Below are 24,096 nucleotides of genomic sequence, written 5' to 3'. Positions count from 1 at the left end.
GATCTTCACCCCAACAGGGGGCCGCGCCGTCGCGTCGCATACGGTTTCCCCGGCGGCGACCGACGGCACCGGAGCACGGAGGAACGGGCGATGGCGGAGCAGGCGATGATCATGGGCATCGGCGGCAAGGAGCCGGTCATCGACGCGGAGGCGTTCACCGCCCCGACGTCGGTGGCGATCGGCGACATCACCATGGCGGCGGGCTCCAGCCTCTGGTACCAGGCGGTGCTGCGCGCGGACTGCGGGCCCATCGTGATCGGCGCGGACTCCAACATCCAGGACAACTGCAGCGTCCACGTCGACCCCGGCTTCACGGTGACGGTCGGCGAGCGGGTCTCGGTCGGCCACAACGCGGTCCTGCACGGCTGCACCATCGAGGACGACGTCCTCATCGGCATGGGGGCGACCGTCCTCAACGGCGCGCACATCGGCGCGGGCTCGCTGGTCGCGGCGCAGGCCCTCGTACCGCAGGGGATGCGCGTACCGCCGGGGTCGCTGGTCGCGGGCGTCCCGGCGAAGGTGAAGCGGCAGCTGACCGGGGAGGAGCTGGAGGGCGTCCGCTTCAACGCGGTGGGTTACGTGGAGCTGGCCAAGGCCCACCGCGCGGCCTGCGAGGGCTGAGGGCTGCCGCTCAGTCCGCGACCGGCACGGTATCCGGCTCGGCGGCCTCGGCGGAGTGCGCGGCGGCGGCCTTCTTGGCGCGGTTCTTCAGGATCAGCATCGAGGCGAGGCCGATCAGGACCGCGATGGCCAGGCCCAGGTAGGAGAACCGCTTGAGCCATGCCTCGGCGACGACGCCCACCGAGTAGATGACGGCCGTGGTGCCGCCGGCCCAGGCGATCCCGCCGAGCACGTTGGCGATGAGGAACTTCCAGTACGGCATGTGCAGCACACCGGCCAGCGGACCGGCGAAGATGCGCAGCAGGGCGACGAAGCGGCCGAAGAACACGGCCCACATGCCCCACTTCTGGAAGGAGCGCTCGGCCATGGCGATATGGCTCTCGCCGAAGTGCTTGGGGAACTTCCCGCCGAGCCAGGCCAGCAGCGGCCGTCCGCCCTTGCGGCCGATGGCGTAGCCGATCGAGTCCCCGATCACGGCTCCGGCGGTGGCGCAGGCGCCGAGGATCCAGGGGTTGATTCCGTCGTGGCTCGCGGCCAGCAGCGCGGCGCTGACCAGGACGATCTCGCCCGGCAGCGGGATACCCAGGCTCTCCAGCCCGATGACGGCGCCCACCAGGATGTAGACGCTGATCGCGGGGACGGTCTCCAGCCACTCCTGGATGTGCAACGCCGTTTCCTCCGTGTCGATGTGCTGTCGCCCGCCGGACACTCATCGGCGCACCGCCGGGAAGCCTACCCTCAGCTTCACGGAGGCGGACAGCGAGAAGGGCCGCCGGTGCGGGGCGGCCCTTCTCGTACGGATGCGGGGCTACGGCTCAGGAATTCGGGCGCAGCGTCCAGACCACGGTCATCTCACCGGTCACGGCGCCGTCCGCGCGCCGGATCTCCACGGTCACCGGGAATTCGGGGCGCTCGCCCGCGTCGAGTTCGGCGACGACCTCGGCGGCGGGGCGGCCGAGGACGGCGGTCGCGGTGACCTCGCCCATGGCCAGCTTCTTGTAGCCGATCTCGGCGCTGACCGCGAGCGGTACGGCCCGGGAGAGCTGGTCGCCGAAGGCGGCGATGACGATGGCGCCGCTCGCCGACTCGGCCAGCGTGAACATCGCTCCGGCGTGCGGTCCGCCGACGTGGTTGTGGTAGTCGGCCTGGTCCGGCATGCGGACCACCGCGCGGTCGGCGGTGGACTCCAGGAATTCGAGGTTGAGGGTCCGGACCATGGGGACCGTCGCGGCGAGCATCTCGCCCGCGGTCATCTGTTCAGCGCTCATGGACGGGATGTTACTCATGAGTAGACAGCTTTGGCCATGCCTTCCTGACACTCACCGGCCGGGCCGCGCCCGCTCCTTCACCGTTCGCACACGGGGGCGGACGTAGCACGCCGGGCGGGGCCCCTCTATCGTTACTCGCCATGTGGCCAGGACAGCAGCCGCCCGGGGGCGAGCAGAACCCGCAGGACCAGAACCAGAACCCGTACCAGCAGCCGGGGTACCAGCAGCCGAATCCCTATCAACAGCCGGGATATCAGCAGCAGGGCCAGCAGCCCGGCCAGCCGGGGCAGCCCGGTTACGGCTACCCGCAGCAGGGCGGGCAGGGGGGGTACGGACAGCCCAACCCGTACCAGCAGCCGACCGTTCCGCAGTACGCGGTGCCCGGTCCTCCCGGTGACCCGCAGCCGGGCAACGACAAGAAGAAGACGACGGTCATCGCCATCGTCGCGGCGACCGCGGTCGTGGTGGCCGCCGCGGTCACCGGTGTCATCGTGCTGAACAAGGACGACGACAAGGACGGAAAGAACGTCGCCGACGACAAGAAGTCGTCCGCGCCCGTCAAGCCGTCCGGCTCCGCGTCGCCCGAGGACAACCCGCGCGGCGGCGAGGACGCCAAGCCGCAGATCGCGGGCTGGAAGGTCGTGACGAACCCCAAGTGGGGCACCCAGTTCGACGTGCCCGGCGACTGGGAGGTGTCCGCGCCCGACGTGCTCTCCTACTTCGACGACGAGAAGAAGGACGACGCCCCGCCGCTCATCGGCTTCACCGGTCCCGCGGACCTCAAGGAGAAGTGGTGCACCGACGACGCCGACAAGGACGGCGTCGAGGACAAGTACAGCCTGGCCGGCGCCGGCACCCGGGGCGCGCAGGGCGCCACGGACCCCGACCTGAACGCCCGTAACGAGGCGGGCACCTGGGCCTGGGCCGCGTTCGCGCAGCACATGCCGAAGAAGACCATCAAGATCAGCAAGGCCAAGCAGTACACCACCAAGTCGGGGGTGACCGGGAGCCTGGTCACCGCGACCGCGCCCAATGTCACCAAGCGCTCCAAGTGCAGCAGTGACGGCAAGACGTACGCCTTCACGTTCAAGAACAAGAAGAACGAGTTCGCCTCGTGGGTGCTGTACGCGGCCGCGGGCGTGGACGACGAGCTGCCGAACGCGACGATCGAGAAGATCCTCAGCACCGTGCGTCTGGTGCCCGTCGTCGACCCCGACGGCGATTCCTGACCCCGGTCCGGCAACGCATTTGCACAACCGGGCGGCGGCCGCGATAGTCCCTGGGTGACCGACGCAGCCGCCCCCGCCCCCCGCACCACCCGTCCCGTCCCGGCGGGCCGCAACTACCGGCTGCTGACCGCCGCCTCGATCATCACCGCCCTGGGCACCCACGGCGCGCTGATCGCGGCGGCGTTCGCGGTTCTCCAGGCGGGCGGCGACGGCGGTGACGTCGGTCTCGTCGCCGCCGCCAGGACGGTGCCGCTGGTGCTGTTCCTGCTCATCGGCGGGGCGATAGCCGACCGGATGCCGCGCCACCGGGTGATGGTCGCGGCCAACACCCTCAACTGCGTCTCGCAGGGCCTCTTCGCCCTGCTGGTCCTGGCCGGCGACCCGAAGCTGTGGCAGATGATGCTGCTCACCGCGCTCTGCGGCACCGGGCAGGCGTTCTTCAGTCCGGCGGCCGAGGGCATGCTGATGTCGAGCGTCAGCGGCGAACAGGCGAGCCGGGCCTTCGCGCTCTTCCGGATGTCCACCCAGGGCGCCGCGATCGGCGGCGCGGCCCTCGGCGGCGCCATGATCGCGGCCATGGACCCGGGCTGGGTGCTCGCCGTCGACGCGGCGGCCTTCGCGGTCGCGGGCGCCCTGCGCGCCTTCCTCGACGTCAGCCACATCCCGGCCCGCGAGCCCGGGGGCGGGCTGCTCGCGGACCTGCGGGACGGCTGGAAGGAGTTCATCGGCCGACCGTGGCTCTGGTCCATCGTCGCCCAGTTCTCCGTGGTGGTCGCCGCAGTCGGGGCCGCCGAGGCGGTCTACGGACCGCTGGTCGCCCGCGACGAGCTGGGCGGCGCCCGGCCCTGGGGCTTCGCGCTCGCCGCGTTCGGCGTCGGCAACCTCGCCGGGGCGCTGCTCATGATGCGGTGGAAGCCGCGCCGGCTGCTGCTGGCCGGAACGCTCTGCGTCTTCCCGCTGGCCCTGCCGTCGGCCGGGCTCGCGGTGCCGCTGTCGGCGAGCTGGCTCTGCCTGGTGATGTTCGTCAGCGGTACGGCGATCGAGGTGTTCGGCGTCTCCTGGATGACGGCCATGCACCAGGAGATCCCGGAGGAGAAGCTGTCGCGCGTCTCGGCCTACGACTGGTTCGGTTCGGTGGCGATGGTGCCGGTCGCCACCGCTCTCGCCGGACCGGTCGAGTCGCTGGTCGGGCGCTCCGAGGCGCTGTGGGGGTGCGCGGGCCTGGTCGTGCTCGTCACGGGTGCGGTGCTGTTCGTTCCGGACGTACGCAACCTGACCCGCCGGACCGCGACGGTCGAGGTGGCCGCCGCCGCCCCGCTCCTGCCGCCCACCTCAGCCGAGGCTGAAGGCGCCGTCGGGCGGCTCGGGTGACGCCACCGCGTCCTCGTCCCCGACCGGCCGGGCCCCGTTGACGAACGCGGCCAGCGACGCGCCGTGCTCCACCCGCGCCGGGAAGGCGTCCGCCGCGCACCGGCGGGCCAGCGCCGCCGTGTCGAACGGGGCGCGGGAGGCGACCAGGACCACGTTGCCGAAGCGGCGGCCGCGCAGCACCCCCGGCTCCGCGATCAGCGCCAGCTCGCCGAAGACCTCAGCGAAGGTGGCCAGCTGCGAGCGCAGGAAGCCGAACGGCGGCCCGTCGGCCAGGTTCGCGGCGTAGACCCCGTCCGGGCGCAGCGCCAGCGCCGCCGCCCTGGCGTACGGGACCGAGGTGAGGTGGGCGGGGACCCGGGACCCGCCGAAGACGTCCGCGATCAGCAGGTCCACCGAGCCGGGAGCGGTCCCCTCAAGCCGGGCGCGGGCGTCCGCCGCGTGCACGGTGATGCCGGAGTCCTCGGGCAGCGGCAGGTGCTCCGCGACGAGGCCGAGCAGCCCGCGGTCCGCGTCCGCCACCTCCTGCCGGGAGCCGGGGCGGGTGGCCGCGACGTACCGGGGCAGGGTGAGGCCGCCGCCGCCCAGGTGCAGGACGTCCAGCGGCTCGTCCGGGTCCGCCGCGCAGTCCACGACGTGGCCGAGCCGACGGGCGTACTCGAACTCCAGGTGCTCGGGCGCGTCGAGGTCGACGTAGGACTGCGGGGCGCCGTCGACCGTGAGCAGCCAGGCCCGTTCCCGGTCCACGTCCGGGAGGAGGCGTGCGGTGCCGTGGTCCACGTCCCGGATGACGGGTATCGACTCGTTCACTCCCCCATTGTGGGGGCTCCCGGTGGAGGGGCCCGCCCGGGCCGACGACGGACGGGCCCGCCTCCCCCGGGGTCGGGGAAGGCGGGCCCGGGGCCCGTACGGCTCAGAGCAGCTCCGTGACCGTGCCGGCGCCGACCGTGCGGCCGCCCTCGCGGATCGCGAAGCCGAGGCCCGGCTCCAGCGGGATGTCCCGGCCCAGCTCGACGGTCATGGTGACCGTGTCGCCGGGCCGCGCGACCGCCGCCTCGCCGAGGTCCACGTCGCCGACCACGTCGGCCGTGCGGATGTAGAACTGCGGCCGGTACCCGGTGGTGACCGGGGTGGTGCGGCCCCCCTCGCGCCCCGACAGGACGTACACCCGCGCGGTGAAGCGCCGGCTCGGGGTGACGCTGCCCGGCGCCGCGACGACATGGCCGCGTCGCACCCGGTCGCGCTCGACGCCGCGCAGGAGCAGCGCGACGTTGTCGCCGGCCTCGGCGGACTCCATCGGCTTGCCGAAGGTCTCCAGGCCGGTGACGACCGTCTCGATGTCCGGGCCGAGCACCGACACCCGGTCGCCGACACGCACCGTGCCGCGCTCCACGGCGCCGGTGACGACCGTGCCCCGGCCGGTGATGGTCAGGACGTTCTCCACCGGCAGCAGGAACGGCGCGTCGGTGTAGCGCACCGGCATCGGCACATACGTGTCGACGGCGTCGAGCAGCGCCTCCACGGCACCCGTCCAGCGTGGGTCGCCCTCCAGCGCCCGCAGCCCCGACACCCGTACGACGGGCACCGTGTCGCCGCCGTAGCCGTGCGCGGACAGCAGCTCGCGGACCTCCAGCTCCACGAGGTCGGTCAGCTCGGGGTCACCCGCGTCCGCCTTGTTGAGGGCCACCACGATGTGGTCGACACCCACCTGGCGGGCGAGCAGGACGTGCTCGGCGGTCTGCGGCATGATCCCGTCGACCGCGGAGACGACGAGGATCGCCCCGTCGAGCTGGGCGGCCCCGGTGACCATGTTCTTGATGTAGTCGGCGTGACCGGGCATGTCGACGTGCGCGTAGTGCCGGGTGCCGGTCTCGTACTCGACGTGCGCGATGTTGATGGTGATGCCGCGCTGCGCCTCCTCGGGCGCGCGGTCGATGCGGTCGAAGGGGACGAAGGTGCCGGTGCCGCGGTCGCTGAGCACCTTGGTGATGGCGGCGGTCAGGGTCGTCTTGCCGTGGTCGACGTGGCCCATGGTGCCGATGTTGAGGTGCGGCTTGGTGCGCACGTATGCCGTCTTGGGCATGGGTTCATTCCTTGGGATGCGAAGCGTGACGTGAGGACCCCGGGGCCCGGCCGACCCTCCCCTCGCGGGGTCCGCCGGACAGTCGGGGGAGGGTCAGCTTCGGGCGCCGCCGAGGGGCGCTGCGGCAGCGGTGACCGCTGCGGCGCCACCTGCTGCGAGTGCGCACACGGCAGCCTTCGGCGCGTCCGCGACTGCGGACGGCGCGGCGAGGAAGGCGTACCGGGACATGCGCCGATCATCTCCGAAGGGCCGCCCGCCCGTCGAGCGAATTACGGCGGGGCGTACGGGGATTGGGCGCGGGCGGCCGTTGGACCGGCGGGGGCGCATTACGGCGATCACACACCTTTTCGGTTACTCTCCCCGAATGCTCGACGTCGTCCCCGCCACCCGGCCCGCCCCCGGCCTCGCCGTGCGCTGCACGCGGGTGCTGCTCTCGCCGTGGTCCCGGCTCTCGCTGCTCGTCGCCGTGCTGGTGGCCGCCGCGACGGCCATGCTGCTGCTGGACCCGCAGCAGCTGCTGACCTCCGGGAGACTCGGGGAGCTGAGCGGCGGCTCGACGGCGGTGGTGCTCTTCGGACTCGCGTACGGCGTCTGCACGGTGGCGTTCGTGCCGCGTCCGTTGCTGAATCTCGCGGCGGGCGCCCTGTTCGGGGTGCAGGCGGGCCTCGCGGCGGCGATCGGCGGCACGGTGCTGGGCGCGGGGGTCTCCTTCATGCTCGGCCGGGTCCTGGGCCAGGACGCGTTGCGGACCCTGGTCCGGGGGCGCTGGCTGCGGGCGGCTGACGGGCAGCTGAGCCGGCACGGCTTCCGCTCGATGCTGGCGCTGCGGCTCTTCCCCGGGGTGCCGTTCGCCGCCGCCAATTACTGCGCGGCCGTCTCGCGCATGGGCTATCCGCCGTTCCTGGTGGCGACGGGCCTGGGCTCGATCCCGAACACCGCCGCCTATGTGGTGGCGGGCAGCGAGGCGTCGTCGCCGACCTCGCCCGCGTTCCTGGCGGCGATGGGCTTCATCGTGCTGACGGGGGCCGGCGCGGCCGTGGTCGCCTGGCGCCGCCGCCACCGCCTGGGCGGCTGAGGACGACGGGGCGGGGCGCGCGGGGGTTGTCGCCGGGCGTTCACCCGGGGGCGATACGCTGCCCGCGACCGACAGACGAGACAGGGCCCGGCCGGGCCCTGTTCTCGCGTGACCGCACACCGCACGCCGCCTGCGCCCGACGCCGGCGGCCGGCGCACGAGTATCCCGGGATGGCCCAAGCCCCATGAGCTGGTTCGAATCGTTCGTCCTCGGCCTCGTCCAGGGACTGACCGAGTTCCTGCCGATCTCCTCCAGCGCGCATCTGCGGCTCACCGCAGCGTTCGCCGACTGGCACGATCCGGGTGCGGCCTTCACCGCGATCACCCAGATCGGCACGGAGGCCGCGGTCATCATCTACTTCCGCAAGGACATCGCGCGGATCGTCTCGGCGTGGTTCAGGTCGCTGACGAACCGTTCGATGCGCGGCGACCACGACGCGAAGATGGGCTGGCTGGTCATCGTCGGCTCGCTGCCCATCGGTGTGCTCGGCCTGGCGTTCCAGGACCAGATCGAGGGTCCGTTCCGCGATCTGCGGCTGATCGCCACCACCCTGATCGTGATGGGCATCGTGCTCGGCATCGCGGACCGGCTGGCCGCGCGCGACGAGTCGGGCGGCCGGCACCGGGCCGGCAAGCAGCGCAAGACCCTGCGCGAACTGGGCGTCAAGGACGGCCTGATCTACGGGTTCTGCCAGGCGCTCGCCCTGGTCCCGGGCGTCTCGCGCTCCGGCGCCACGATCAGCGGCGGTCTGCTGATGGGCTACACCCGTGAGGCGGCGGCCCGTTACTCGTTCCTGCTCGCGATCCCCGCGGTGCTCGCCTCGGGCGTCTTCGAGCTGAAGGACGCGGGCGAGGGGCATGTGGCCTGGGGCCCGACGATCTTCGCGACCGTGATCGCGTTCGGGGTGGGATACGCGGTCATCGCATGGTTCATGAAGTTCATCACGACGAAGAGCTTCATGCCGTTCGTGATCTACCGGATCGCGCTGGGCGTGCTGCTCTTCATCCTCATCGGTGCCGGCGCGCTGTCCCCGCACGCGGGTGAGTCCGCGGGCTGACGTGCATACGGTGCCGCCCCCGGCCGTGACCGGGGGCGGCGCACCGCGTCAGATCTCCGTGTCGTCGGGGCCCTCGGCGCCGAACTGCTCGGCGCGCAGGGCGAGGTCCTGGAGCACGTCCGCCGAGGTGACGTCCGTCTGCCCGGAGTCGTGGACCTGGGCCAGCATGGCGAACGCCAGCGTGAACGCGCCGACGAGCTGTTCCACCGCACCGCCGACCTCGCGCCCGACGACCACCACCACGTCCTCGACGGTGGCGTCCTCCGGGATCGCGATCCGGGGCATGGTCTCGTTGAGGAGGGCGGTCACCACGGTCGAGTCGGTGTCGGCGTCTTCGCGGTCCGGGTTCTCCTCCAGCAGCCGGCGCATCTCCCCCGCTTCGGTGAGGATGCCGACCACACGCTTCACCACTTCGCTCTGCTCCATACGGCGAGCATAGGCGCAGCCGGACCGGCCCAGAGGGACAAACGACGTGCAAGGTCATGCCGTGCCGGGGCCCGGACGGCCGCCTCCGCCTCGGCACCGGTGCCCGGGCCGCCGTAGCGTACGGAGCAGGTCAGGACGGCGGAGAGGAACCCATGAGCGGCACCGAGCTTCCCGTGATCGCGGCGGTCGACGGCTCCTCGCACAGCTGGGACGCGCTGGACTGGGCGGCCCGTGAGGCGGTCGTACGGGACTGGCCGCTGCTCATCGTGCATGTCAGGCAGCTGGCCCGGCGCACCGACCAGGAGGTCCAGGAGCGGGAGGCGGGCGAACTGCTGGCCTCGGCCGTGCGCCGGGTCGCCGGGACCGCTCCGGGGCTGCGGCCCACCACGCTCGCCCCGCTCGACTTCCCGTCGGCGGCGCTGGTCTCGCTGAGCCGGGACGCCTCGCTGCTGGTGCTCGGCTCGCGGGGGCTCGGCGGATTCCGGTCCCTGATGCTCGGGTCCAACAGCCTGGCGACGGCGTCCATGGCGAAGTGCCCCGTGGTGATCGTGCACGGCGGCCGGGACGACGAGGAACCGGCCGGTGAGGGCGCGGGCGAGGTCTTCCCGGACATCGTCGCCGGGGTGGCCGCCGACGAGAGCAGCGAAGGGGTGCTGGACTTCGCCTTCGAGACGGCGGCAGCGCACCCGGGCGCCCGGCTGCGGATCGTGCACGGCTGGACGATGTTCTCGTCCATGCTGTCCGGCGGGCCGGTCTTCGACCGGGACGCGGCGGCGAACGCGGCCGAGCGGTCGCTGGCGGAACTGACGGCCGGCTGGCGTGCCCGGTATCCGCAGGTCGAGGTCATGAAGGAGCCGGTGAACGGCTCCGCCACACGCACACTGGTCACCGCCTCGGCGACGGCCTCGCTGACCGTCATCGGGCGGCGGCGCGGCGGTGAGTCGCTGGGCCTCGGGCTGTCCCCGGTGGCACACACGACGCTCACGCACGCGATGCGCCCGGTGGCCGTGGTCCCCTGCTGACGCCCGGGCCGCGTCCGCTGCCGCACACTGGGCAGAAGATCGGGACCGGACGGCGGACGGACCTGCCGGCGGGCGGGGCGAGGAGGTGCGGCATGGATGCGCGGACCGGATGGCGCGAACGGGGCGCGCGCGTGCTGGACCGGACCCCGGGGCGCGCGGCCGCCGCGCTGGTGGCCGGTGCGCTGCCGGCCCTGGCCTTCCCCGCGCCCTCGCTGTGGTGGTTCGCCTATGTCTGCCTGGTCCCGCTGCTGTTGCTGGTCCGGTCCGCCGGGACGGGGCGCGCGGCGGCGCGGGACGCGTGGCTGGGCGGCACGGGTTACATGATCGCCGTGCACCACTGGCTGATGCCGAGCCTGCATGTGTTCATCGTGATCCTCGCGGCGCTGCTCGGTCTGCTGTGGGCGCCGTGGGGGCTGCTGGCGCACCGGCTGCTGCGGGGTCCGGTGAGCGGGCGGGCTGCGGTCGCGGCGGTGGTCGTGGTGCCGTGCGGCTGGCTGGTGATCGAGCTGGTGCGGTCCTGGGAGGCTCTGGGCGGCCCGTGGGGGCTGCTCGGGGCGAGCCAGTGGCAGGTGGAACCGGCGCTGCGGCTGGCCTCGGTGGGCGGGGTGTGGCTGGTGAGCCTGCTGGTGGTGGCGGTGAACACGGCGGTCACCGTGCTGCTTGTGCACTCCGCCGCCCGGGCCGTGGCCGCCGTGTCGCTCCTGGTGGGCGCGTTGGTGGTCGGTGCGGCCTGGGTGTGGGCGCCGCAGCCGGAACGGGCGGGGACGGCCAAGGTGGCCGTCGTGCAGCCCGGGATCGTGGAGGGACCGGGGAGCATTCAGCGCAGGTTCGCCCTCAGCGAGGAGCTGACCCGGTCGCTCGCCGGCCAGGGCGTCGACCTGGTGGTGTGGGGCGAGAGCAGCGTCGGTGTCGATCCGGTCCGGCGGCCGGAGACAGCGGCCCGGCTGGCGGCGCTGTCGCGGACGGTGGGCGCGGACGTCCTGGTGAACGTGGACGCCCGGCAGACCGACGCGGTGGGGCGCACCGGGATCTTCAAGAGCGCCGTGCTGGTCGGGCCCCAGGGGCTCACCGGGGACCGGTACGACAAGATGCGGCTGGTGCCGTTCGGTGAGTACATCCCGGCCCGGGCGGCGCTCGGCTGGGCGACCTCGATGGGCCGGGCGGCAGGCGAGGACCGGCTGCGCGGTACGGGCCCGGTCACGATGCGGGTGCCCGGCGCGGACGGACTGCGCATCGGCCCGCTGGTCTGCTTCGAGTCCGCGTTCCCGGACATGAGCCGGCGTCTGGTCCGGGACGGGGCGGGGATCCTGGTCGCCCAGTCCTCCACCTCGTCCTTCCAGCACGGCTGGGCCCCGGGCCAGCATGCCTCGCTCGGCGCGCTGCGGGCTGCGGAGAGCGGCCGCCCGATGGTGCACGCCACCCTCACGGGCGTGAGCGCGGTGTACGGGCCGCACGGCGAGGCGGTCGGGCCCCGGCTCGGCACGGACACCAGCGGCGCCGCCGTCTACGGGGTGCCGCTGGCCCGGGGCACGACGCTCTACGTACGGCTGGGCGACTGGCCGGTGTACGGGGCGCTGGGGGTGCTGGCGGTCTTCTGCGCGGCGGAGGGCGTACGGGGGGTGCGGGCCCGGAGGCGTACGCGGGCGGCGGCGCAGGCTGTCTAGGGCCTGTCTGACAATTCCCGTCGTCCGCCCGGAGGGCGGGCCGGGCGGCGTCAGGTGCGTGCTCTCGGCGTGCCGGCCCCAGACCCCTGTACTGGATGTACTGGGGTCTGGGGCCGGTGCGGCGAGAGTGCATGCATGGCGTCGCCCGGCAGACGGGAATTGTCAGACAGGACCTAGGCCGCGTCGAGTTCCCTGAGGACGCGTTCGCACAGCTCGTGGGTTTCCAGGGCGTCGCGAGCGCTCAGCTGTCGGCCCTCGCGTACGGCGTCCAGGAAGGCCAGCACGGCCTGCTCGATGCCTCGCTGACGGGCCACCGGGACCCAGTCGCCGCGTCGGCGCACGCTCGGCTGGCCCTTGTGGTCGATGACCTCCGCGAGGTTGAGCACCTCGCGCTTGGAGTCCTGGCCGGAGACCTCCAGCCGCTCCTCGGTCGAGCCGCTGAGCCGGTTCATCGCGCCGATCGCGGTGAAGCCGTCGCCGGAGAGCTGGAGCACCACGTGGTGGAGCAGACCGTCCACGAGCCGGCCGCTCACCACGGTGCGCTCGACGGGGCCGGGTGCCAGGAAGCGCAGGGTGTCCACGACGTGGATGAAGTCGTCGAACACCATGGTCCGGGGCTTCTCGGGGAGCCCGACCCGGTTCTTCTGCATGAGGATCAGCTCGCGCGGGTGCTCCGCGCACTGGGCGTAGCCCGGGGCCAGCCGGCGGTTGAAGCCCACGGCGAGGGCGGTGGAGCGCGCCTCGGCGAGCTCCACCAGCCGGGTGGACTCCTCCAGCGTGTACGCGAGCGGCTTGTCGACGTAAGTGGGAACGCCGGCGTCGAGCAGCCGGCCCACGATCTCGGGGTGGGCGGCGGTCGAGGCGTGCACGAACGCGGCGTCGAGCCCCTGGGCGAGCAGCGAGTCCAGGTTCTGGTGGCACCGGTCCGCCGGGACGCGGTGGGCGGCGGCGACCGCGTCCAGGGTGGCCTGGGTACGGGTCTGGAGGTGGAGTTCGATGCCCGGCAGGCTGCCGAGCACCGGCAGGTACGCCTTCCGCGCGATGTCCCCGAGCCCGATGCAGCCGACCTTCACAGGGTGTTCCTCTCGCTGGTCAGCGCCGTGTGCCGGGCGCCTCCTCCGTGGTCCCGGCAGCATACGCGGCGCCCGGCGGCCGCCAGTCGGCGATCCCGTCGAAGGTGCGCAGGACGAGCCCGGGGCCGAGCCGGGAGACGGTGGACATGAGGAAGTCGCGTGCGGCGACGGCCGGGGCGCTGCTCAGGCTCATGAGCCGGGAGACACGGTCGGCCTTGCGGACGACGGCGGAGGTACGCGGCAGCCGGTCGGCGGTGTACGCGGCGAGGCCGGCGCCCAGGTCCCGGCCGGGGGCCACGTGGTGGGCGAGGACGATGCCGTCCTCGATGGCCTGGTTGCCGCCCTGGCCGAGGGTGGGGGCCATGGCGTGGGCGGAGTCCCCGAGCAGCACGGTGCGGCCCCGGTGGAACGCGGGGAGCGGGTCGGCCATCCGGTACACGTCGTTGCGGAGGATCTCCTCGGGTGCGGTGGCGGCGACGATCTCGGGGACCGGGTCGTGCCAGTCGCCGAAGCGGCGCAGGAGTTCGGCCTTCTCGTCGTCGGCCGCCCGGTCCCCGGCGGGGGCGGTCATCGCCGCGTAGGCGTAGATCCTGCCGTCCTTGAGCGGCTGGGTGCCCCAGAGCGCGCCGCGCCCCCAGGTCTCGTGCGGCGGGAAGGGGCGGTCCGGTGCCGGGACGACGACGCGCCAGGTGGTGAAGCCGGCGTAGGAGGGGCCGGGGGCGTCCGGGAAGAGGGCGCCGCGGACGCCGGAGTGGATGCCGTCGGCGCCGACGACGAGTTCGGCCTCGATCGCCCCGGCCGGCGTGGTGACGACTGCGGGGGCGCCGCCCGCGGTGCCGGGGTCGGTCAGGCGGGCCGGGCAGCCGGTGCGGAGGGCGGAGGCGGGGAGCCGGGCGGCGATGCGGTCGATGAGAACGGCGCGGTGCACGAGGACGAGGGGGCCGCCGAACCGCTCGGCCGCGGCCGAGGCGTCGGTGCGCGAGAGCCAGCGGCCGGACGGGGCGCGCATCCCGCCCTCGCCCTGCCAGGCGGCCAGGGACCTGATCTCGTCGCCGAGGCCGACGACGTCGAGCGCGCGCTGGGCGTTGGGGGCGAGCCCGATGCCGGCGCCGACGGGCTCCAGGGAGGCGGCGCGTTCCAGCACGGTGACCCGCCAGCCGGACCGGTGCAGGGCGAGGGCGGCGGTGAGCCCGCCGATCCCGCTGCCGATGACGACCGCACGGTGCTTGTCCATGACTTCCCTCCGGTCCGAGGAGCACGGCGACTACACCTGTAGTGCCACCATCCAACCTACTACAGCTGTAGTCACGACGGTAGGTTGGGCCCATGACCGCACGCCCCACCGGCTCCGACCGGGCCGAACTGATCGCCGACGCCGCGCTCGCCCTCCTCGCGGAGCGCGGCATGCGGGGGCTGACGCACCGGGCGGTGGACGAGCGGGCCGGGCTGCCCCAGGGCTCGACGTCGAACCACGCCCGGACCCGGCAGGCACTGCTGGAGGCGGCGGTGCGACGGCTGGCGGAGCGCGAGGGGCGGGTCCTCGCACCCGGCGGGCTGGGGGCGGGAACGGACACCGCCGAGCTGGTCGCGGGGCTGGCCCGGGCCCTGCACCGCTATCTGACGCACCACCCGGAGCTGCTGGTCTGCCGGTACGAACTGGCGCTGGAGGCCACCCGACGCCCCGAGCTGCGGGAGTTCTTTGACGCGACGGGCACGCAGTTCCGCGCCCCGCTGGTGGCGCTGATGACGGCGGCCGGGTCGCCGGAGCCGGAACGGCACACGCTGTCCCTGGTGGCCTGGTGCGAGGGGCTGATGTTCTCGTGCGCGGCCGGTTCCTACCACCGCGACGTGCCCGGCGAGGCGGAGCTGCGGACGGGATTCGGTGAGCTGCTGCGCGGGATGCTGGGGCACTGACGCCCCGTTCCCGCGGCGCCGTGCTGACCGACGTCACTCGTGCGGGCGGATCGGGGGCGACGGCGGCACGGACCAGTCCCTGGCCCCGCAGAGTTGATCACGTGCAACGAACGAGAACCGCCGTGAAACTCCTGGTCTGCCTCACGGTCGCGGCCCTGTCCGGGTGCGTGTCCGTCCAGCCGCACCCGGCCGCCCCGCCGCGCCCGGGGGTCAGCCGGCCGGCCCACGACCTGGCCCCGCAGACCGCCGGGCCGCCGGTGCACGACACGCTGGAGGCCGTACCGAAGGCGAAGCCGTCCCGCGCGGCCCCGCCGTCCGCCGCGCACACGACGTCGCCGGGGCGCCCGGCCGCGCGTCCCGGCGCACCGCGGCTGCCGCTGCCGCGACGGCCCGTGCCCGCCCCGGACCTGCCGCTGCCGCGCCGGATCGCCCCGCCCGGCCCCGCGCCGGTCCTGCCCGCGCCCGGCGGCGGGTCCGGGGTGTGCGATCTCGGCCGGGGCTACGGCCACTGGCCGGCGGGCAGCCCGCAGTCCCGGATCTGCGACCGCGCCTACGGGCGGTGACGCGGCGGAGCTCCGAGGTCGCCGGTCACCACTCGCGCAGCCGCCGCTCCAGCCGGCCGATCGCCGCCCGGACGCCGCCCCCGTATCCGTCGTCCGTGCCGTCGTCGGCCAGCACCGCCGAGGCGGCCCGGGCCCGCTCCAGGTGGTCCCGGGCGGCGCCCGGCCGCTGGAGCTTCATGTAGTCCGCGGCGAGGTTGAGGTGCAGCGACGGGTAGAAGGCGCGCATCGCGAGGGCGTCCCGCTCTCCGGCCGCGCCTTCGTCGGCCAGGGCGCGGGCGGCCGTCAGCGCACGCAGGTCCCAGGCCAGCTCGTCGGCCGGGTCGTCCTGCGTGTCGGCCATGTAGTGCGCCAGGGTGCACCGGTGCAGGGCGTCGCCCTCGTCGCCGATCTCGGACCAGAGCACGGTGAAGCGGTTGCGGGCCTCCTCCCGGTCCCCTCCGTGCAGCAGCATGACCGCCTGGCCGATCCTGGTCATGAAGACGTCCTCCGACGCCTCCCGCTGCTCCGTCACCACGGCCTCCTCGCGCCCGTCCGCCCGAAACCGGCGGTCCGGCTTCCGACGCTAGCCGCCGGGACGGGCGGACGCGTGGAGGCTCAAGGGCGCTCAGCCCAGGTCGGGGATGCGCCAGTCGATGGGCTGGTGGCCCTGCTGGGCGATGGCCTCGTTTATCTGGGTGAAGGGGCGGGAGCCGAAGAACTTCTTCGCGGACAGCGGCGAGGGGTGGGCGCCCTTCACCACCACATGGCGCTCGGTGTCGATCAGGGGGAGCTTCTTCTGCGCGTAATTGCCCCAGAGGACGAAGACCGCCGGGTCGGGACGAGCGGCGACGGCGCGGATCACGGCGTCGGTCACCTTCTCCCAGCCCTTGCCCTTGTGCGAGTTGGCCTCGCCCGCGCGGACGGTGAGCACGGCGTTGAGCAGCAGGACGCCCTGTTCGGCCCACGGCATCAGATAGCCGTTGTCCGGGACGGGCAGGCCCAGCTCCTCCTGCATCTCCTTGTAGATGTTGCGCAGCGAGGGCGGGGTCTTCACGCCGGGCCGCACGGAGAAGCAGAGGCCGTGTCCCTGGCCCTCGCCGTGGTAGGGGTCCTGGCCGAGGACCAGGACCTTCACCTTGTCGTACGGGGTCGCTTCGAGGGCCGCGAACACCTGCTCCCGGGGCGGGTAGACCGGTCCGGCGGAGCGCTCCTCCTCGACGAACTCGGTGAGTTCCTTGAAGTAGGGCTTCTGCAGCTCTTCGCCGAGGACGCCGCGCCAGGACTCGGGCAGCAGGTCGGTGTCGGTCACGTGAACAACCTCCGGTAAGCAATCCGTTCTTGCTTCCAGAACCTACCGGGCGCCACTGACAACGCGGTCCGGGCGGGCCACCGGGGCCCGCAGGGACCGCGGGATCACCAGCTGGCCTTGCGGTACAGCTCCCACATCTGCATGACGGTCTGCGGGTCCAGGGCGCGCTCGCCGCCGCCGATGTCCTCGCCCTCCGCCACGTACAGCTTGCCCTGCCACAGCGGCAGCAGCCGCACGTCGTCCACCAGGATCTTCTGCGCCCGCTCGAACTCCTTGGCGACCGTGCCCCGGTCGCTCTGCTTGCGGGACTGGGGCAGCAGCTGCTTGGTGATCTCGTCCTGCGCGTACGGCATGCCGGTGACGCTGTTCTTGCCCACGAAGGGGGCGATGAAGTTGTCCGGGTCCGGGAAGTCGGGGAACCAGCCGCGGCCGAAGACCGGATACTCCCCCTTGGTGAAGCCCTCCTGGAAGGTCTTCCACGGCCGGTGCTTCAGGGTGATGCGGAAGAGTCCGGACTGCTCCAGCTGGCGCTTCAGTTCATCGAACTCGGGCTCGGTCGAGGAGCCGTAGCGGTCGGTGGTGTACCAGAAGGTCATGGGGACGGGCGTGGTGATGTGCGCGTCGGCCAGGATCTGGCGGGCCTTGTCCTTGCTGGGGTTGCCGAAGGTGTCGAAGAAGCTGGTGGTGTGCGTGGCGATGCCCTTGGGGACCATCGAGTACAGCGGTTCGGCCGTGCCCCGGTAGACCTTGGCGACGAGCGCGTCCCGGTCGACCAGCTGGGCTATCGCCCGCCGGACGGCCGGTTTCCCGGCGGCGGGGTCGTCCGGGTTGAAGACCAGGAAGCGGATGTCGGCGCCGGTGGACTCCACGATCTGGAGGTCACTGCCCTTCCCGTCGCCGCTGCTCCTGCTGTCCTCGATGCTGACGACGTCCTCGGCGGACAGGCCGCGGTAGGTGGCGTCGATCTCGTTCTCCCGGAGCGCCTTCACCATGGCGCCGGACTCCTTGAAGTACCGGATGGTCACGGCGTCGTTCTTGCGGTCGGCGAAGCCCTCGTAGTCGGGGTTCTTCACCAGTTCGGAGCGGTCGCCCTGCGTGTAGGAGTCCAGCAGGTAGGGGCCGGAGCCGGTGACCTTGCCGTCGTCGCGGATCTTGTGCTTCGAGTACGCGCTCGGCGCGACCAGGGACATGGCCGGGGTGGCCAGCACGAACGGGAAGGTGGCGTCGGGCTTCTTCAGGTTGAAGATGACGACGTCGTCGCCCTTGGTCTCGACCCGGTCGAGCGAGCCGAGCATGCCGACGGGTCCGCCCTTGACCGCGATCTCCGAGATCCGGTCGATGGAGTACTTCACGGCCGCCGCGTCCAGCTTGTCGCCGTTGGAGAACTTCAGCCCCTTGCGGAGCGTGCACCGGTAGGCGGTGCTGGTGCGGTCGGTGAACCTGCACTCCTCGGCCGCGTCCGGCTCGGGCTTCGTACTGCCGGTGGGGAAGCTGACCAGGGTCTGGAAGACGTTCCGCATCAGCTCCCAGGAGCCGTCCCACGCCGCCGCCGGATCGAGGGTCGACGGCTCACTGGTCGTCCCGACGGCGAGCTTCTGGTCCACCTCCGAGCCGCCGCCGGGCAACAGCCCGCAGCCGGCCAGCAAGGACAGGGACGCAAGGGCTGCAGCGGCTTGCAGACTGGCCCGGTAGAACACGTGCACGCTCCTCGATCAGCCATGGGTCGGCAGACCATACCGCAGCGCCCCGCCGGGTCAATCCGCAGGTCCGGCGGGGCACTTGAGGCAATCGGGGCCATATCGGCCCAGGCCGGATCAGCCGACTCCGGCATTCAGGAAAATGCCCCCGTCGACCACCAGGGTCTGGCCCGTGATCCAGGCGGACTGGCCGGAGGTGAGGAAGGCGGCGGCGCCGCCGATGTCCTCCGGGACGCCGAGCCTGCCGAGCGGGTAGGCGGCCGCGGCCTCCTCCTCGCGGCCCTCGTAGAGCGCCTGGGCGAAGCGGGTCTTGACGACCGCCGGGGCGATCGTGTTGACCCGGACCACCGGCGCGAACTCGTGCGCCAGCTGGAGGGTCAGGTTGACCATGGCCGCCTTGCTCATCCCGTACGCGCCGATGAAGGGCGAGGCGGAGACACCGGCGACCGAGGCGATGTTGACGATCGCGCCGCCGTTCTCCTTCTGCCACGCCTTCCAGGTCTGCTGGGCGAAGCCGAGCGCCGAGACCACGTTGGTCTCGAAGACCTTGCGGGCGACGTTCAGGTCGAGCTCCGCGATCGGCCCGAAGACCGGGTTGGTGCCGGCGTTGTTGACCAGGAAGTCGACCCGGCCGAACGCCTCCATGGTGCGGGCGACGGCCACCGCCTGGTGCGCCTCGTCGTGCGCCTTGCCGGCGACGCCGATGACCCGGTCGGCGCCGAGCGTCTCGACGGCCTCCTTCAGGGCGTCCTCGTTGCGCCCGGTGATGCACACCCGGTCGCCGCGCTCCACGAGCGCCTGCGCGATGCCGTAGCCGATGCCCCGGCTCGCGCCGGTGATCAGCGCGACCTTGCCGCTGTCCTGCACAGTCATGTTGTCCGCAGCCCTTCGGGTCAGTTGAGCGGTCCGCCGGCCACGTACATGACCTGGCCGGAGACGAAGCCGGCGGCGTCGCCCGTGAAGAAGGCGATGGCGTTGGCGATGTCGTCGGGGACGCCGACGCGCTGGACCGGGATCTGCGTCGCGGCGGCCGCCTGGAACTCCTCGAAGCCCATGCCGACGCGGGCGGCGGTCTGCGCGGTCATCTCGGTGACGATGAAGCCGGGCGCGACGGCGTTGGCGGTGATGCCGAACTTGCCGAGCTCCTTGGCGAGCGTCTTGGTGAAGCCCTGGAGACCGGCCTTGACCGCCGAGTAGTTGGCCTGGCCGCGGTTGCCGAGCGCCGACGAGGAGGACAGCGAGACGATACGGCCGAACTTGGCGTCCACCATGTGCTTCTGGACAGCCTTGGCCATCAGGAACGCGCCCTTGAGGTGCACGTTCATCACGGTGTCCCAGTCGGACTCGCTCATCTTGAAGAGCAGGTTGTCGCGGAGCACGCCCGCGTTGTTGACGAGGATCGTCGGGGCGCCGAGCTCGGCGGCGACCCGCGCGACGGCGGCCTCCACCTGGGCGCTGTCCGACACGTCGCAGCCGACGGCGAGGGCCTTGCCCCCGGCGGCGGTGATCTTCTCGACGGTGTCCTTGCAGGCCGCCTCGTCGAGGTCGAGTACGGCGACGGCGCGGCCCTCGGCCGCCAGACGTACCGCGGTGGCGGCACCGATGCCCCGGGCCGCTCCCGTCACGATGGCTACGCGCTGCTCGCTGGTCGACATGCTTGGCTCTCCTCGCCCTTGGATAGCGGCTCAGCGGACGTCGGGGGCTCCGGAGAGAAACCGCCCGATGACTGAGCAACCGCTTAGTACCTTCAGCAGACGAGACGCTAGAAGCCCTGGCACCCGGTGTCAACGGGCCACGGGCGCAGCGGCGCATGTCACACCCCGCCGGGCCGCCGTCACGCGGTGCGCGGACGGCGGCCCGGGGCGCGGATCAGCGCACCAGCAGGTCGAGCAGCCGCTCCACCTCGGCCTCGGGATCGGCGGTGAGGCCGCTGTGCACGGGCCCGGGCTGTACGACGGTGGAGCGCGGCGCGATCAGCCAGCGGAAGCGCCTGCCCGCGTCGTCACCGGCGGCCTGGCCCGCGTCCGTACCACCGCGGCAGACGCCCTCGACGGCGTGCAGCGCCGCCCGGACCCCGGTCACGTCGGCGCCGGGGTCGAGCGCCTTCAGCTTGGCCTCGTCCAGCTCGGTGCGAGCGGCCACGAAGCCCTTGGCGCGGCAGTAGACGACCACCCCGGCGTTGAAGCACTCCCCGCGCTGGACGCGGGGGACGACGCGCAGCAGCGCGTACTCGAAGACATCGCGCCCGCTCATGCCCGGCCGCCCTTCTCTCCGGTCCTGGCGTGGGTGGTCGGGTCGAGGCGTTCGGTGATCCAGCCCGGGGCCTGGGACGGCTTGTCGGGGGTGGGCGCGTCCAGGACGATCCGCTCGTGGATGGTGCCCGCACGGGCGGCCAGCGCGTCCACGTACGCCTGCCGCAGCTCGTCCGTCGAGCCGAAGCCCGGTTCGTCCACCAGCCACTCGTCGGGGACGTCGGCGGCGGCCTCGGCGAGCAGCTCGGGCGTCACCAGCGGGGCGAGCTCGGCGGCGGCGGCCGCGATGTCGGGGCGGAAGGGGGCGAGGGCGTGGTCCGACGCGTTGTAGGGCTTGGCGGCGGACGCCTGGGCGCCGGGCCAGTTGTGGTGCCAGATCATGGTGGCGCCGTGGTCGATGAGCCAGAGGTCGCCATGCCAGATCAGCATGTTGGGGTTGCGCCAGGACCGGTCGACGTTGTTGATCAGCGCGTCGAACCAGACGATCCGCCCGGCCTCGCGCGGGTCGACCTCGTAGGCGAGCGCGTCGAAGCCGAGGGAGCCGGGCAGGAAGTCCATCCCGAGGTTCAGGCCGCCGCTGGCCTTCAGTAGTTCCTGCACCTCCTGGTCGGGCTCGGCGAGCCCGATGACCGGGTCGAGCTGGATCTGCACGAGCTCGGGCACCCGCAGACCGAGCCGCCGCCCGAGCTGCCCGCAGATCACCTCCGCGACGAGGGTCTTGCGGCCCTGCCCGGCTCCGGTGAACTTCATGACGTACGTGCCGAGGTCGTCGGCCTCGACGATCCCGGGGAGCGAGCCGCCTTCACGCAAGGGCGTGACATAGCGGGTCGCTACAACCTCTTGCAACACTTTCCCAGGCCACCCATCTCTTCAGCCTTGCCATCCATGGACGACTTCTCCGGAGCGCGGAGGCAGGAATCACGGGCCGCCGACCGACCAGCCGTTGTCCCCGCTCCCCGAGCAGACCGTCGATGGCACCGCGCCCCTTACCGCCAGCTTCCGGCATGAGTGAGCATAGTAACGGAGGGTGATCGCAGGCGGGGAACGTCCGAGCCACCGAGCCAGCATCACGACAGGCTCTCCGGCCTCCAACATGATCGACGCACAGGTGTGCCGGAGCATGTGGAAAGCCGTCCTTCGGGGCCGCCGCCCACTGCCAGGCTGTCGCCCCCTCGACACGTGGCGGGATGACGCCGGCCTTGGCCGGTAGGCCCGGATCCAGGCGCTGCTCAGGGCATGCAGGTCGACGCTCACGCCGAGGAATGAGCCTCCGGGGCGCGTTACGACGGCGAGACGGCTCAGAATCTTCCCGGCCTTCTCGCGGTTGCCCAAGAGCCAGATGTTCTGGCCGACGAGGAGCACGGTGTCGAACCTACCGATGTCGGGCGTGAGGCCCTCGACGGTGGTGGTGAGCGTCTCTCTCTTCTCTCCCCCCGCAAGCGGGCGATGTCGGCTGCGCCGGGCGAGGACTTTACGCCGAGCACTTGGCGGCCCTGTTTCAGTGAATGGGTGGCGTGCCGGCCGGGGCCACAGCCGATGGAGGCGTGCGGCGCGGGTGTCGAGCCCGTTACACCTCCCACTCCGAGGGAAAGATCCTTTGTGAGCGAAGCGGCGAACGCAGCAGAATGACGACGGGTATCGCTGTGACGACCACACCGACCCAGAGGGCGACCGTGGTCGACCAGACACCGGCCAGCAGACCGCCGATCAACCCCCCGAGCGGGGTGGCACCCTGCGTGACGACACCGTTGGCGGCGGTGACGCGCCCCATATAGGCGAGCGGGGTGGCACGGGCGCGCAGTCCGGCGACGGCGACGGCGCGGCCGACCACGACGAAGCCGATGAGGATCTGGGCGGTGGCGACGAGGGGAACGGCCGCGCCGCGGAAGACGGCGGCGAGAGGCGCGGCAACGAGGGCGAAGGGGGCGAGCGCGGAGAAGACCATCGTCATCCGGATCTCGCCGAACCGGCGCCGCAGCCGCGGGCAGAACAGCGAGGCGACGATACCGGCCACGGCACCCAGCGTGGACAGCAGGCCGAAGACCCAGGAGGAGACCCCGATCTCGTCCAGGAGGAAGACCGGCAGCATCGCCAGCATGATGCTGGCGCCGAGGTTGTTCAAGGCGGCCTGGCAAACGATCAGGCGGAGCAGGGGGTGCTTGAAGAGGAATCGTACGCCCTCGACGACTTCGCGGCGGAAGTTGCGCTTCTCATTGAGGGGTCGCTCCATCTCGGCGGGCTTGATGCCTCTGACCATCAGGATGGACACGACGTGGCAGACGACGGCGAACAGGTACAGGAGGGGGCGGGGACGGCCCGGGTCGCCAGGCCTGCCGCGCCGGGCGAGATCGCCATGATCGTGGTGGAGGAGGTCTGCAGCCGGGCGTTGGCGTCGGCTATCTGACGCTTGGGCAACAGCTGCGGCAGGATGCTGTTGTGCGCGACGTCGAAGAACACGCCGCTCACGCTGCCGACGAAGGCCGTCGCTATGAGATGCGGCACGGTTAAGGCGTCGAGGACGTAGGCGAGCGGAATGCTGGCGAAGCTGACTACGTAGATCGCGTCCGACCACAGCAGGACAGACTTTCGGTTCCAGCGGTCGACCCAGACGCCGGCGGGCAAACCGACCAACAGGTAGCCGAGACGGCTGAAGACGAAGATCAGACCGACTTCGAACGGGTTCGCGTGCAGCAACGTCACTGCCGTGATAGGGAGGGCGAAGCTGGCGATCTCGGCCGCGGAGAACCGCAGCCCGTTCGATCCCCACAGTCGCCTGAAGCCGGGAACCCGAAGGACTTCGGACTCGGATTCGGCTTTTCCCTCTGTGGTCACCACAAGAGCGCCTCCATCCACTGGTTGAAGATCGCGAAGCCGCTCATTATGGGCAGCCGCGGCGAACTCCCCAACTCAGAGAGTGATTTCTGGTCAACCCTTCCGTTGCTGAGCCTGGGGAGTTCTCCGTCGACGTGCACGACGTGATGCGGGAGCATATGGAGCGGCAGGTACTCCGGCGGTCGTCCGCAGAGTGCGCGAGCCGCTTCCATTTCTGCGGTGTCGAATACCGTGATCAGGTTGGAGAAGACGGGGTCCGGGGTGCCGGCGGCCACCGCCTCGTGGATGCCCCTGCAGCGTCGTACGGTCGTTTCCACCTCGCCGAGCTCCACGCGGTAGCCGTGCGACTTGATCTGCGCGTCCACCCGCCCGATGAACCGCAGGTCACCGTCTGGGTTCTCGCAGACCTGGTCGCCACTCGCCTACCACTCGCGACCGTCGGCGGTCCGCACCGTCGACCGCGCGGCGGTCTGCGCGGGGGCAAGGTAGCCGGTCATCAGCATCGCTCCGCGCCGGGCAGCACGCGCCCGATGGGCACTTCCTCCTCGGGTTTCAAGGCGGGGTTGATCTCGTGGAAAGTACACACGTTGGTCTCGGTGGGACCGTACACGTTCAGGAGCCGCACCGCCGGCAGGGCAGCCTGCAGGGTATTGACGTCCACAGG

28 protein-coding genes are annotated in these 24,096 nt (G+C 72.1%); 9 read left to right on the top strand and 19 right to left on the bottom strand.

From position 1 onward, the window contains the following. Nucleotides 1–90 precede the first annotated feature (90 nt). Nucleotides 91–621 (top strand): gamma carbonic anhydrase family protein, encoded by a 531-nt coding sequence (locus tag ACIQZN_RS13325; RefSeq protein ID WP_403991820.1) that lies wholly within the window; start codon nt 91–93, stop codon nt 619–621. A 10-nt stretch (nt 622–631) separates the two neighbouring features. On the opposite strand, the gene ACIQZN_RS13320 is transcribed toward ACIQZN_RS13325, so the two are convergent. After that, nucleotides 632–1,288 (bottom strand): DedA family protein, encoded by a 657-nt coding sequence (locus ACIQZN_RS13320; RefSeq protein WP_403991817.1) that lies wholly within the window; start codon nt 1,286–1,288, stop codon nt 632–634. 148 nt (nt 1,289–1,436) lie between these two features. Continuing rightward, nucleotides 1,437–1,874, bottom strand: coding sequence for a DUF4442 domain-containing protein (locus ACIQZN_RS13315; RefSeq protein ID WP_403992310.1), 438 nt, complete (start codon nt 1,872–1,874; stop codon nt 1,437–1,439). A gap of 155 nt (nt 1,875–2,029) precedes the next feature. Between ACIQZN_RS13315 and ACIQZN_RS13310 the strand changes: the two genes are divergently transcribed. Both ACIQZN_RS13310 and ACIQZN_RS13305 read left to right on the top strand, forming a co-directional pair. Then, entirely contained in the window at nt 2,030–3,118 is a 1,089-nt protein-coding gene (locus ACIQZN_RS13310) for a hypothetical protein (RefSeq protein WP_403991814.1), read from the top strand. Nucleotides 3,119–3,172: 54 nt separating this feature from the next. Further along, the gene (locus ACIQZN_RS13305) at nt 3,173–4,489 is read left to right on the top strand and encodes an MFS transporter (protein WP_403991811.1); all 1,317 of its coding nucleotides are present in this window, start codon (nt 3,173–3,175) and stop codon (nt 4,487–4,489) included. Here the strand turns inward: ACIQZN_RS13305 and ACIQZN_RS13300 are convergent. Continuing rightward, on the bottom strand, nt 4,451–5,296 hold the full coding sequence (locus ACIQZN_RS13300; protein WP_403991808.1) for a spermidine synthase: 846 nt from the start codon (nt 5,294–5,296) through the stop codon (nt 4,451–4,453). The genes ACIQZN_RS13305 and ACIQZN_RS13300 overlap by 39 nt on opposite strands. Nucleotides 5,297–5,399: 103 nt before the next feature. Beyond that, nucleotides 5,400–6,569, bottom strand: coding sequence for an elongation factor Tu (gene tuf / locus ACIQZN_RS13295; RefSeq protein ID WP_403991805.1), 1,170 nt, complete (start codon nt 6,567–6,569; stop codon nt 5,400–5,402). Between the two features lie 364 nt (nt 6,570–6,933). Here tuf and ACIQZN_RS13290 point away from each other — a divergent pair, with 364 nt between their 5' ends. Then, nucleotides 6,934–7,644, top strand: a complete 711-nt coding sequence (locus tag ACIQZN_RS13290; RefSeq protein ID WP_403991802.1) for a TVP38/TMEM64 family protein — start codon at nt 6,934–6,936, stop codon at nt 7,642–7,644. A 184-nt stretch (nt 7,645–7,828) separates the two neighbouring features. Continuing rightward, nucleotides 7,829–8,701 carry an undecaprenyl-diphosphate phosphatase gene (locus ACIQZN_RS13285; protein ID WP_403991799.1) on the top strand — a complete coding sequence of 291 codons (873 nt, stop codon included), beginning with the start codon at nt 7,829–7,831 and terminating at the stop codon, nt 8,699–8,701. Nucleotides 8,702–8,749: 48 nt separating this feature from the next. On the opposite strand, the gene ACIQZN_RS13280 is transcribed toward ACIQZN_RS13285, so the two are convergent. After that, nucleotides 8,750–9,127 carry a hypothetical protein gene (locus ACIQZN_RS13280; RefSeq protein ID WP_403991796.1) on the bottom strand — a complete coding sequence of 126 codons (378 nt, stop codon included), beginning with the start codon at nt 9,125–9,127 and terminating at the stop codon, nt 8,750–8,752. A 152-nt stretch (nt 9,128–9,279) separates the two neighbouring features. Here ACIQZN_RS13280 and ACIQZN_RS13275 point away from each other — a divergent pair, with 152 nt between their 5' ends. Both ACIQZN_RS13275 and lnt read left to right on the top strand, forming a co-directional pair. Then, a complete protein-coding gene (locus ACIQZN_RS13275; protein WP_403991794.1) occupies nt 9,280–10,149 on the top strand; it encodes a universal stress protein in 870 nt (289 codons plus the stop codon). Between the two features lie 92 nt (nt 10,150–10,241). Beyond that, entirely contained in the window at nt 10,242–11,813 is a 1,572-nt protein-coding gene (lnt, locus tag ACIQZN_RS13270; protein ID WP_403991791.1) for an apolipoprotein N-acyltransferase, read from the top strand. A gap of 173 nt (nt 11,814–11,986) precedes the next feature. Here the strand turns inward: lnt and ACIQZN_RS13265 are convergent, their stop codons facing one another. Next, on the bottom strand, nt 11,987–12,886 hold the full coding sequence (locus ACIQZN_RS13265) for a Gfo/Idh/MocA family protein (protein ID WP_403991788.1): 900 nt from the start codon (nt 12,884–12,886) through the stop codon (nt 11,987–11,989). A 19-nt stretch (nt 12,887–12,905) separates the two neighbouring features. Beyond that, complete coding sequence (locus ACIQZN_RS13260) at nt 12,906–14,120, bottom strand: FAD-dependent monooxygenase (protein ID WP_403991785.1); 1,215 nt, start codon at nt 14,118–14,120, stop codon at nt 12,906–12,908. 92 nt (nt 14,121–14,212) lie between these two features. On the opposite strand from ACIQZN_RS13260, the gene ACIQZN_RS13255 reads away from it, so the two are divergent. Continuing rightward, a complete protein-coding gene (locus ACIQZN_RS13255; RefSeq protein WP_403991782.1) occupies nt 14,213–14,800 on the top strand; it encodes a TetR/AcrR family transcriptional regulator in 588 nt (195 codons plus the stop codon). 122 nt (nt 14,801–14,922) lie between these two features. Beyond that, on the top strand, nt 14,923–15,363 hold the full coding sequence (locus ACIQZN_RS13250) for a hypothetical protein (RefSeq protein ID WP_403992307.1): 441 nt from the start codon (nt 14,923–14,925) through the stop codon (nt 15,361–15,363). Between the two features lie 25 nt (nt 15,364–15,388). Here ACIQZN_RS13250 and ACIQZN_RS13245 read toward each other — a convergent pair whose 3' ends face one another. The 12 genes from ACIQZN_RS13245 to ACIQZN_RS13190 all read right to left on the bottom strand — a co-directional run bounded on the left by ACIQZN_RS13245 (nt 15,389) and on the right by ACIQZN_RS13190 (nt 24,093). Continuing rightward, complete coding sequence (locus tag ACIQZN_RS13245; protein WP_265545582.1) at nt 15,389–15,874, bottom strand: hypothetical protein; 486 nt, start codon at nt 15,872–15,874, stop codon at nt 15,389–15,391. Nucleotides 15,875–15,967: 93 nt separating this feature from the next. Further along, entirely contained in the window at nt 15,968–16,651 is a 684-nt protein-coding gene (locus tag ACIQZN_RS13240) for a uracil-DNA glycosylase (RefSeq protein WP_403991779.1), read from the bottom strand. Between the two features lie 104 nt (nt 16,652–16,755). After that, nucleotides 16,756–18,348, bottom strand: a complete 1,593-nt coding sequence (locus tag ACIQZN_RS13235) for an ABC transporter substrate-binding protein (RefSeq protein WP_403991776.1) — start codon at nt 18,346–18,348, stop codon at nt 16,756–16,758. Nucleotides 18,349–18,465: 117 nt separating this feature from the next. Next, the gene (locus ACIQZN_RS13230) at nt 18,466–19,221 is read right to left on the bottom strand and encodes an SDR family oxidoreductase (protein ID WP_161211349.1); all 756 of its coding nucleotides are present in this window, start codon (nt 19,219–19,221) and stop codon (nt 18,466–18,468) included. Nucleotides 19,222–19,241: 20 nt separating this feature from the next. Continuing rightward, the gene (gene fabG / locus ACIQZN_RS13225; protein ID WP_383305048.1) at nt 19,242–20,003 is read right to left on the bottom strand and encodes a 3-oxoacyl-ACP reductase FabG; all 762 of its coding nucleotides are present in this window, start codon (nt 20,001–20,003) and stop codon (nt 19,242–19,244) included. A 214-nt stretch (nt 20,004–20,217) separates the two neighbouring features. Further along, entirely contained in the window at nt 20,218–20,601 is a 384-nt protein-coding gene (locus ACIQZN_RS13220; RefSeq protein WP_361026629.1) for a DUF3037 domain-containing protein, read from the bottom strand. Continuing rightward, entirely contained in the window at nt 20,598–21,449 is an 852-nt protein-coding gene (locus tag ACIQZN_RS13215) for a HipA family kinase (RefSeq protein ID WP_403991772.1), read from the bottom strand. Before ACIQZN_RS13215 ends, ACIQZN_RS13220 begins: the two co-directional genes overlap by 4 nt. Nucleotides 21,450–21,518: 69 nt before the next feature. Continuing rightward, complete coding sequence (locus ACIQZN_RS13210; protein ID WP_403992305.1) at nt 21,519–21,695, bottom strand: hypothetical protein; 177 nt, start codon at nt 21,693–21,695, stop codon at nt 21,519–21,521. Between the two features lie 472 nt (nt 21,696–22,167). Next, nucleotides 22,168–22,869: an MFS transporter gene (locus ACIQZN_RS13205; protein ID WP_403991769.1), complete on the bottom strand. Its 702-nt coding sequence runs from the start codon at nt 22,867–22,869 to the stop codon at nt 22,168–22,170. Then, complete coding sequence (locus tag ACIQZN_RS13200) at nt 22,857–23,435, bottom strand: MFS transporter (protein WP_403991767.1); 579 nt, start codon at nt 23,433–23,435, stop codon at nt 22,857–22,859. The genes ACIQZN_RS13205 and ACIQZN_RS13200 overlap by 13 nt, the downstream gene beginning before the upstream one ends. Further along, the gene (locus ACIQZN_RS13195; protein WP_403991764.1) at nt 23,429–23,797 is read right to left on the bottom strand and encodes a hypothetical protein; all 369 of its coding nucleotides are present in this window, start codon (nt 23,795–23,797) and stop codon (nt 23,429–23,431) included. The genes ACIQZN_RS13200 and ACIQZN_RS13195 overlap by 7 nt, the downstream gene beginning before the upstream one ends. 131 nt (nt 23,798–23,928) lie before the next feature. After that, a complete protein-coding gene (locus ACIQZN_RS13190) occupies nt 23,929–24,093 on the bottom strand; it encodes a hypothetical protein (protein WP_403991761.1) in 165 nt (54 codons plus the stop codon). Nucleotides 24,094–24,096 lie beyond the last annotated feature (3 nt).

The organism is Streptomyces sp. NPDC097595 (assembly GCF_044761525.1).
GTDB lineage: Bacteria > Actinomycetota > Actinomycetes > Streptomycetales > Streptomycetaceae > Streptomyces > Streptomyces drozdowiczii_A.
Note: the sequence above shows the minus strand (reverse complement) of the source record. Positions and strands in the feature narration are given on the sequence as shown.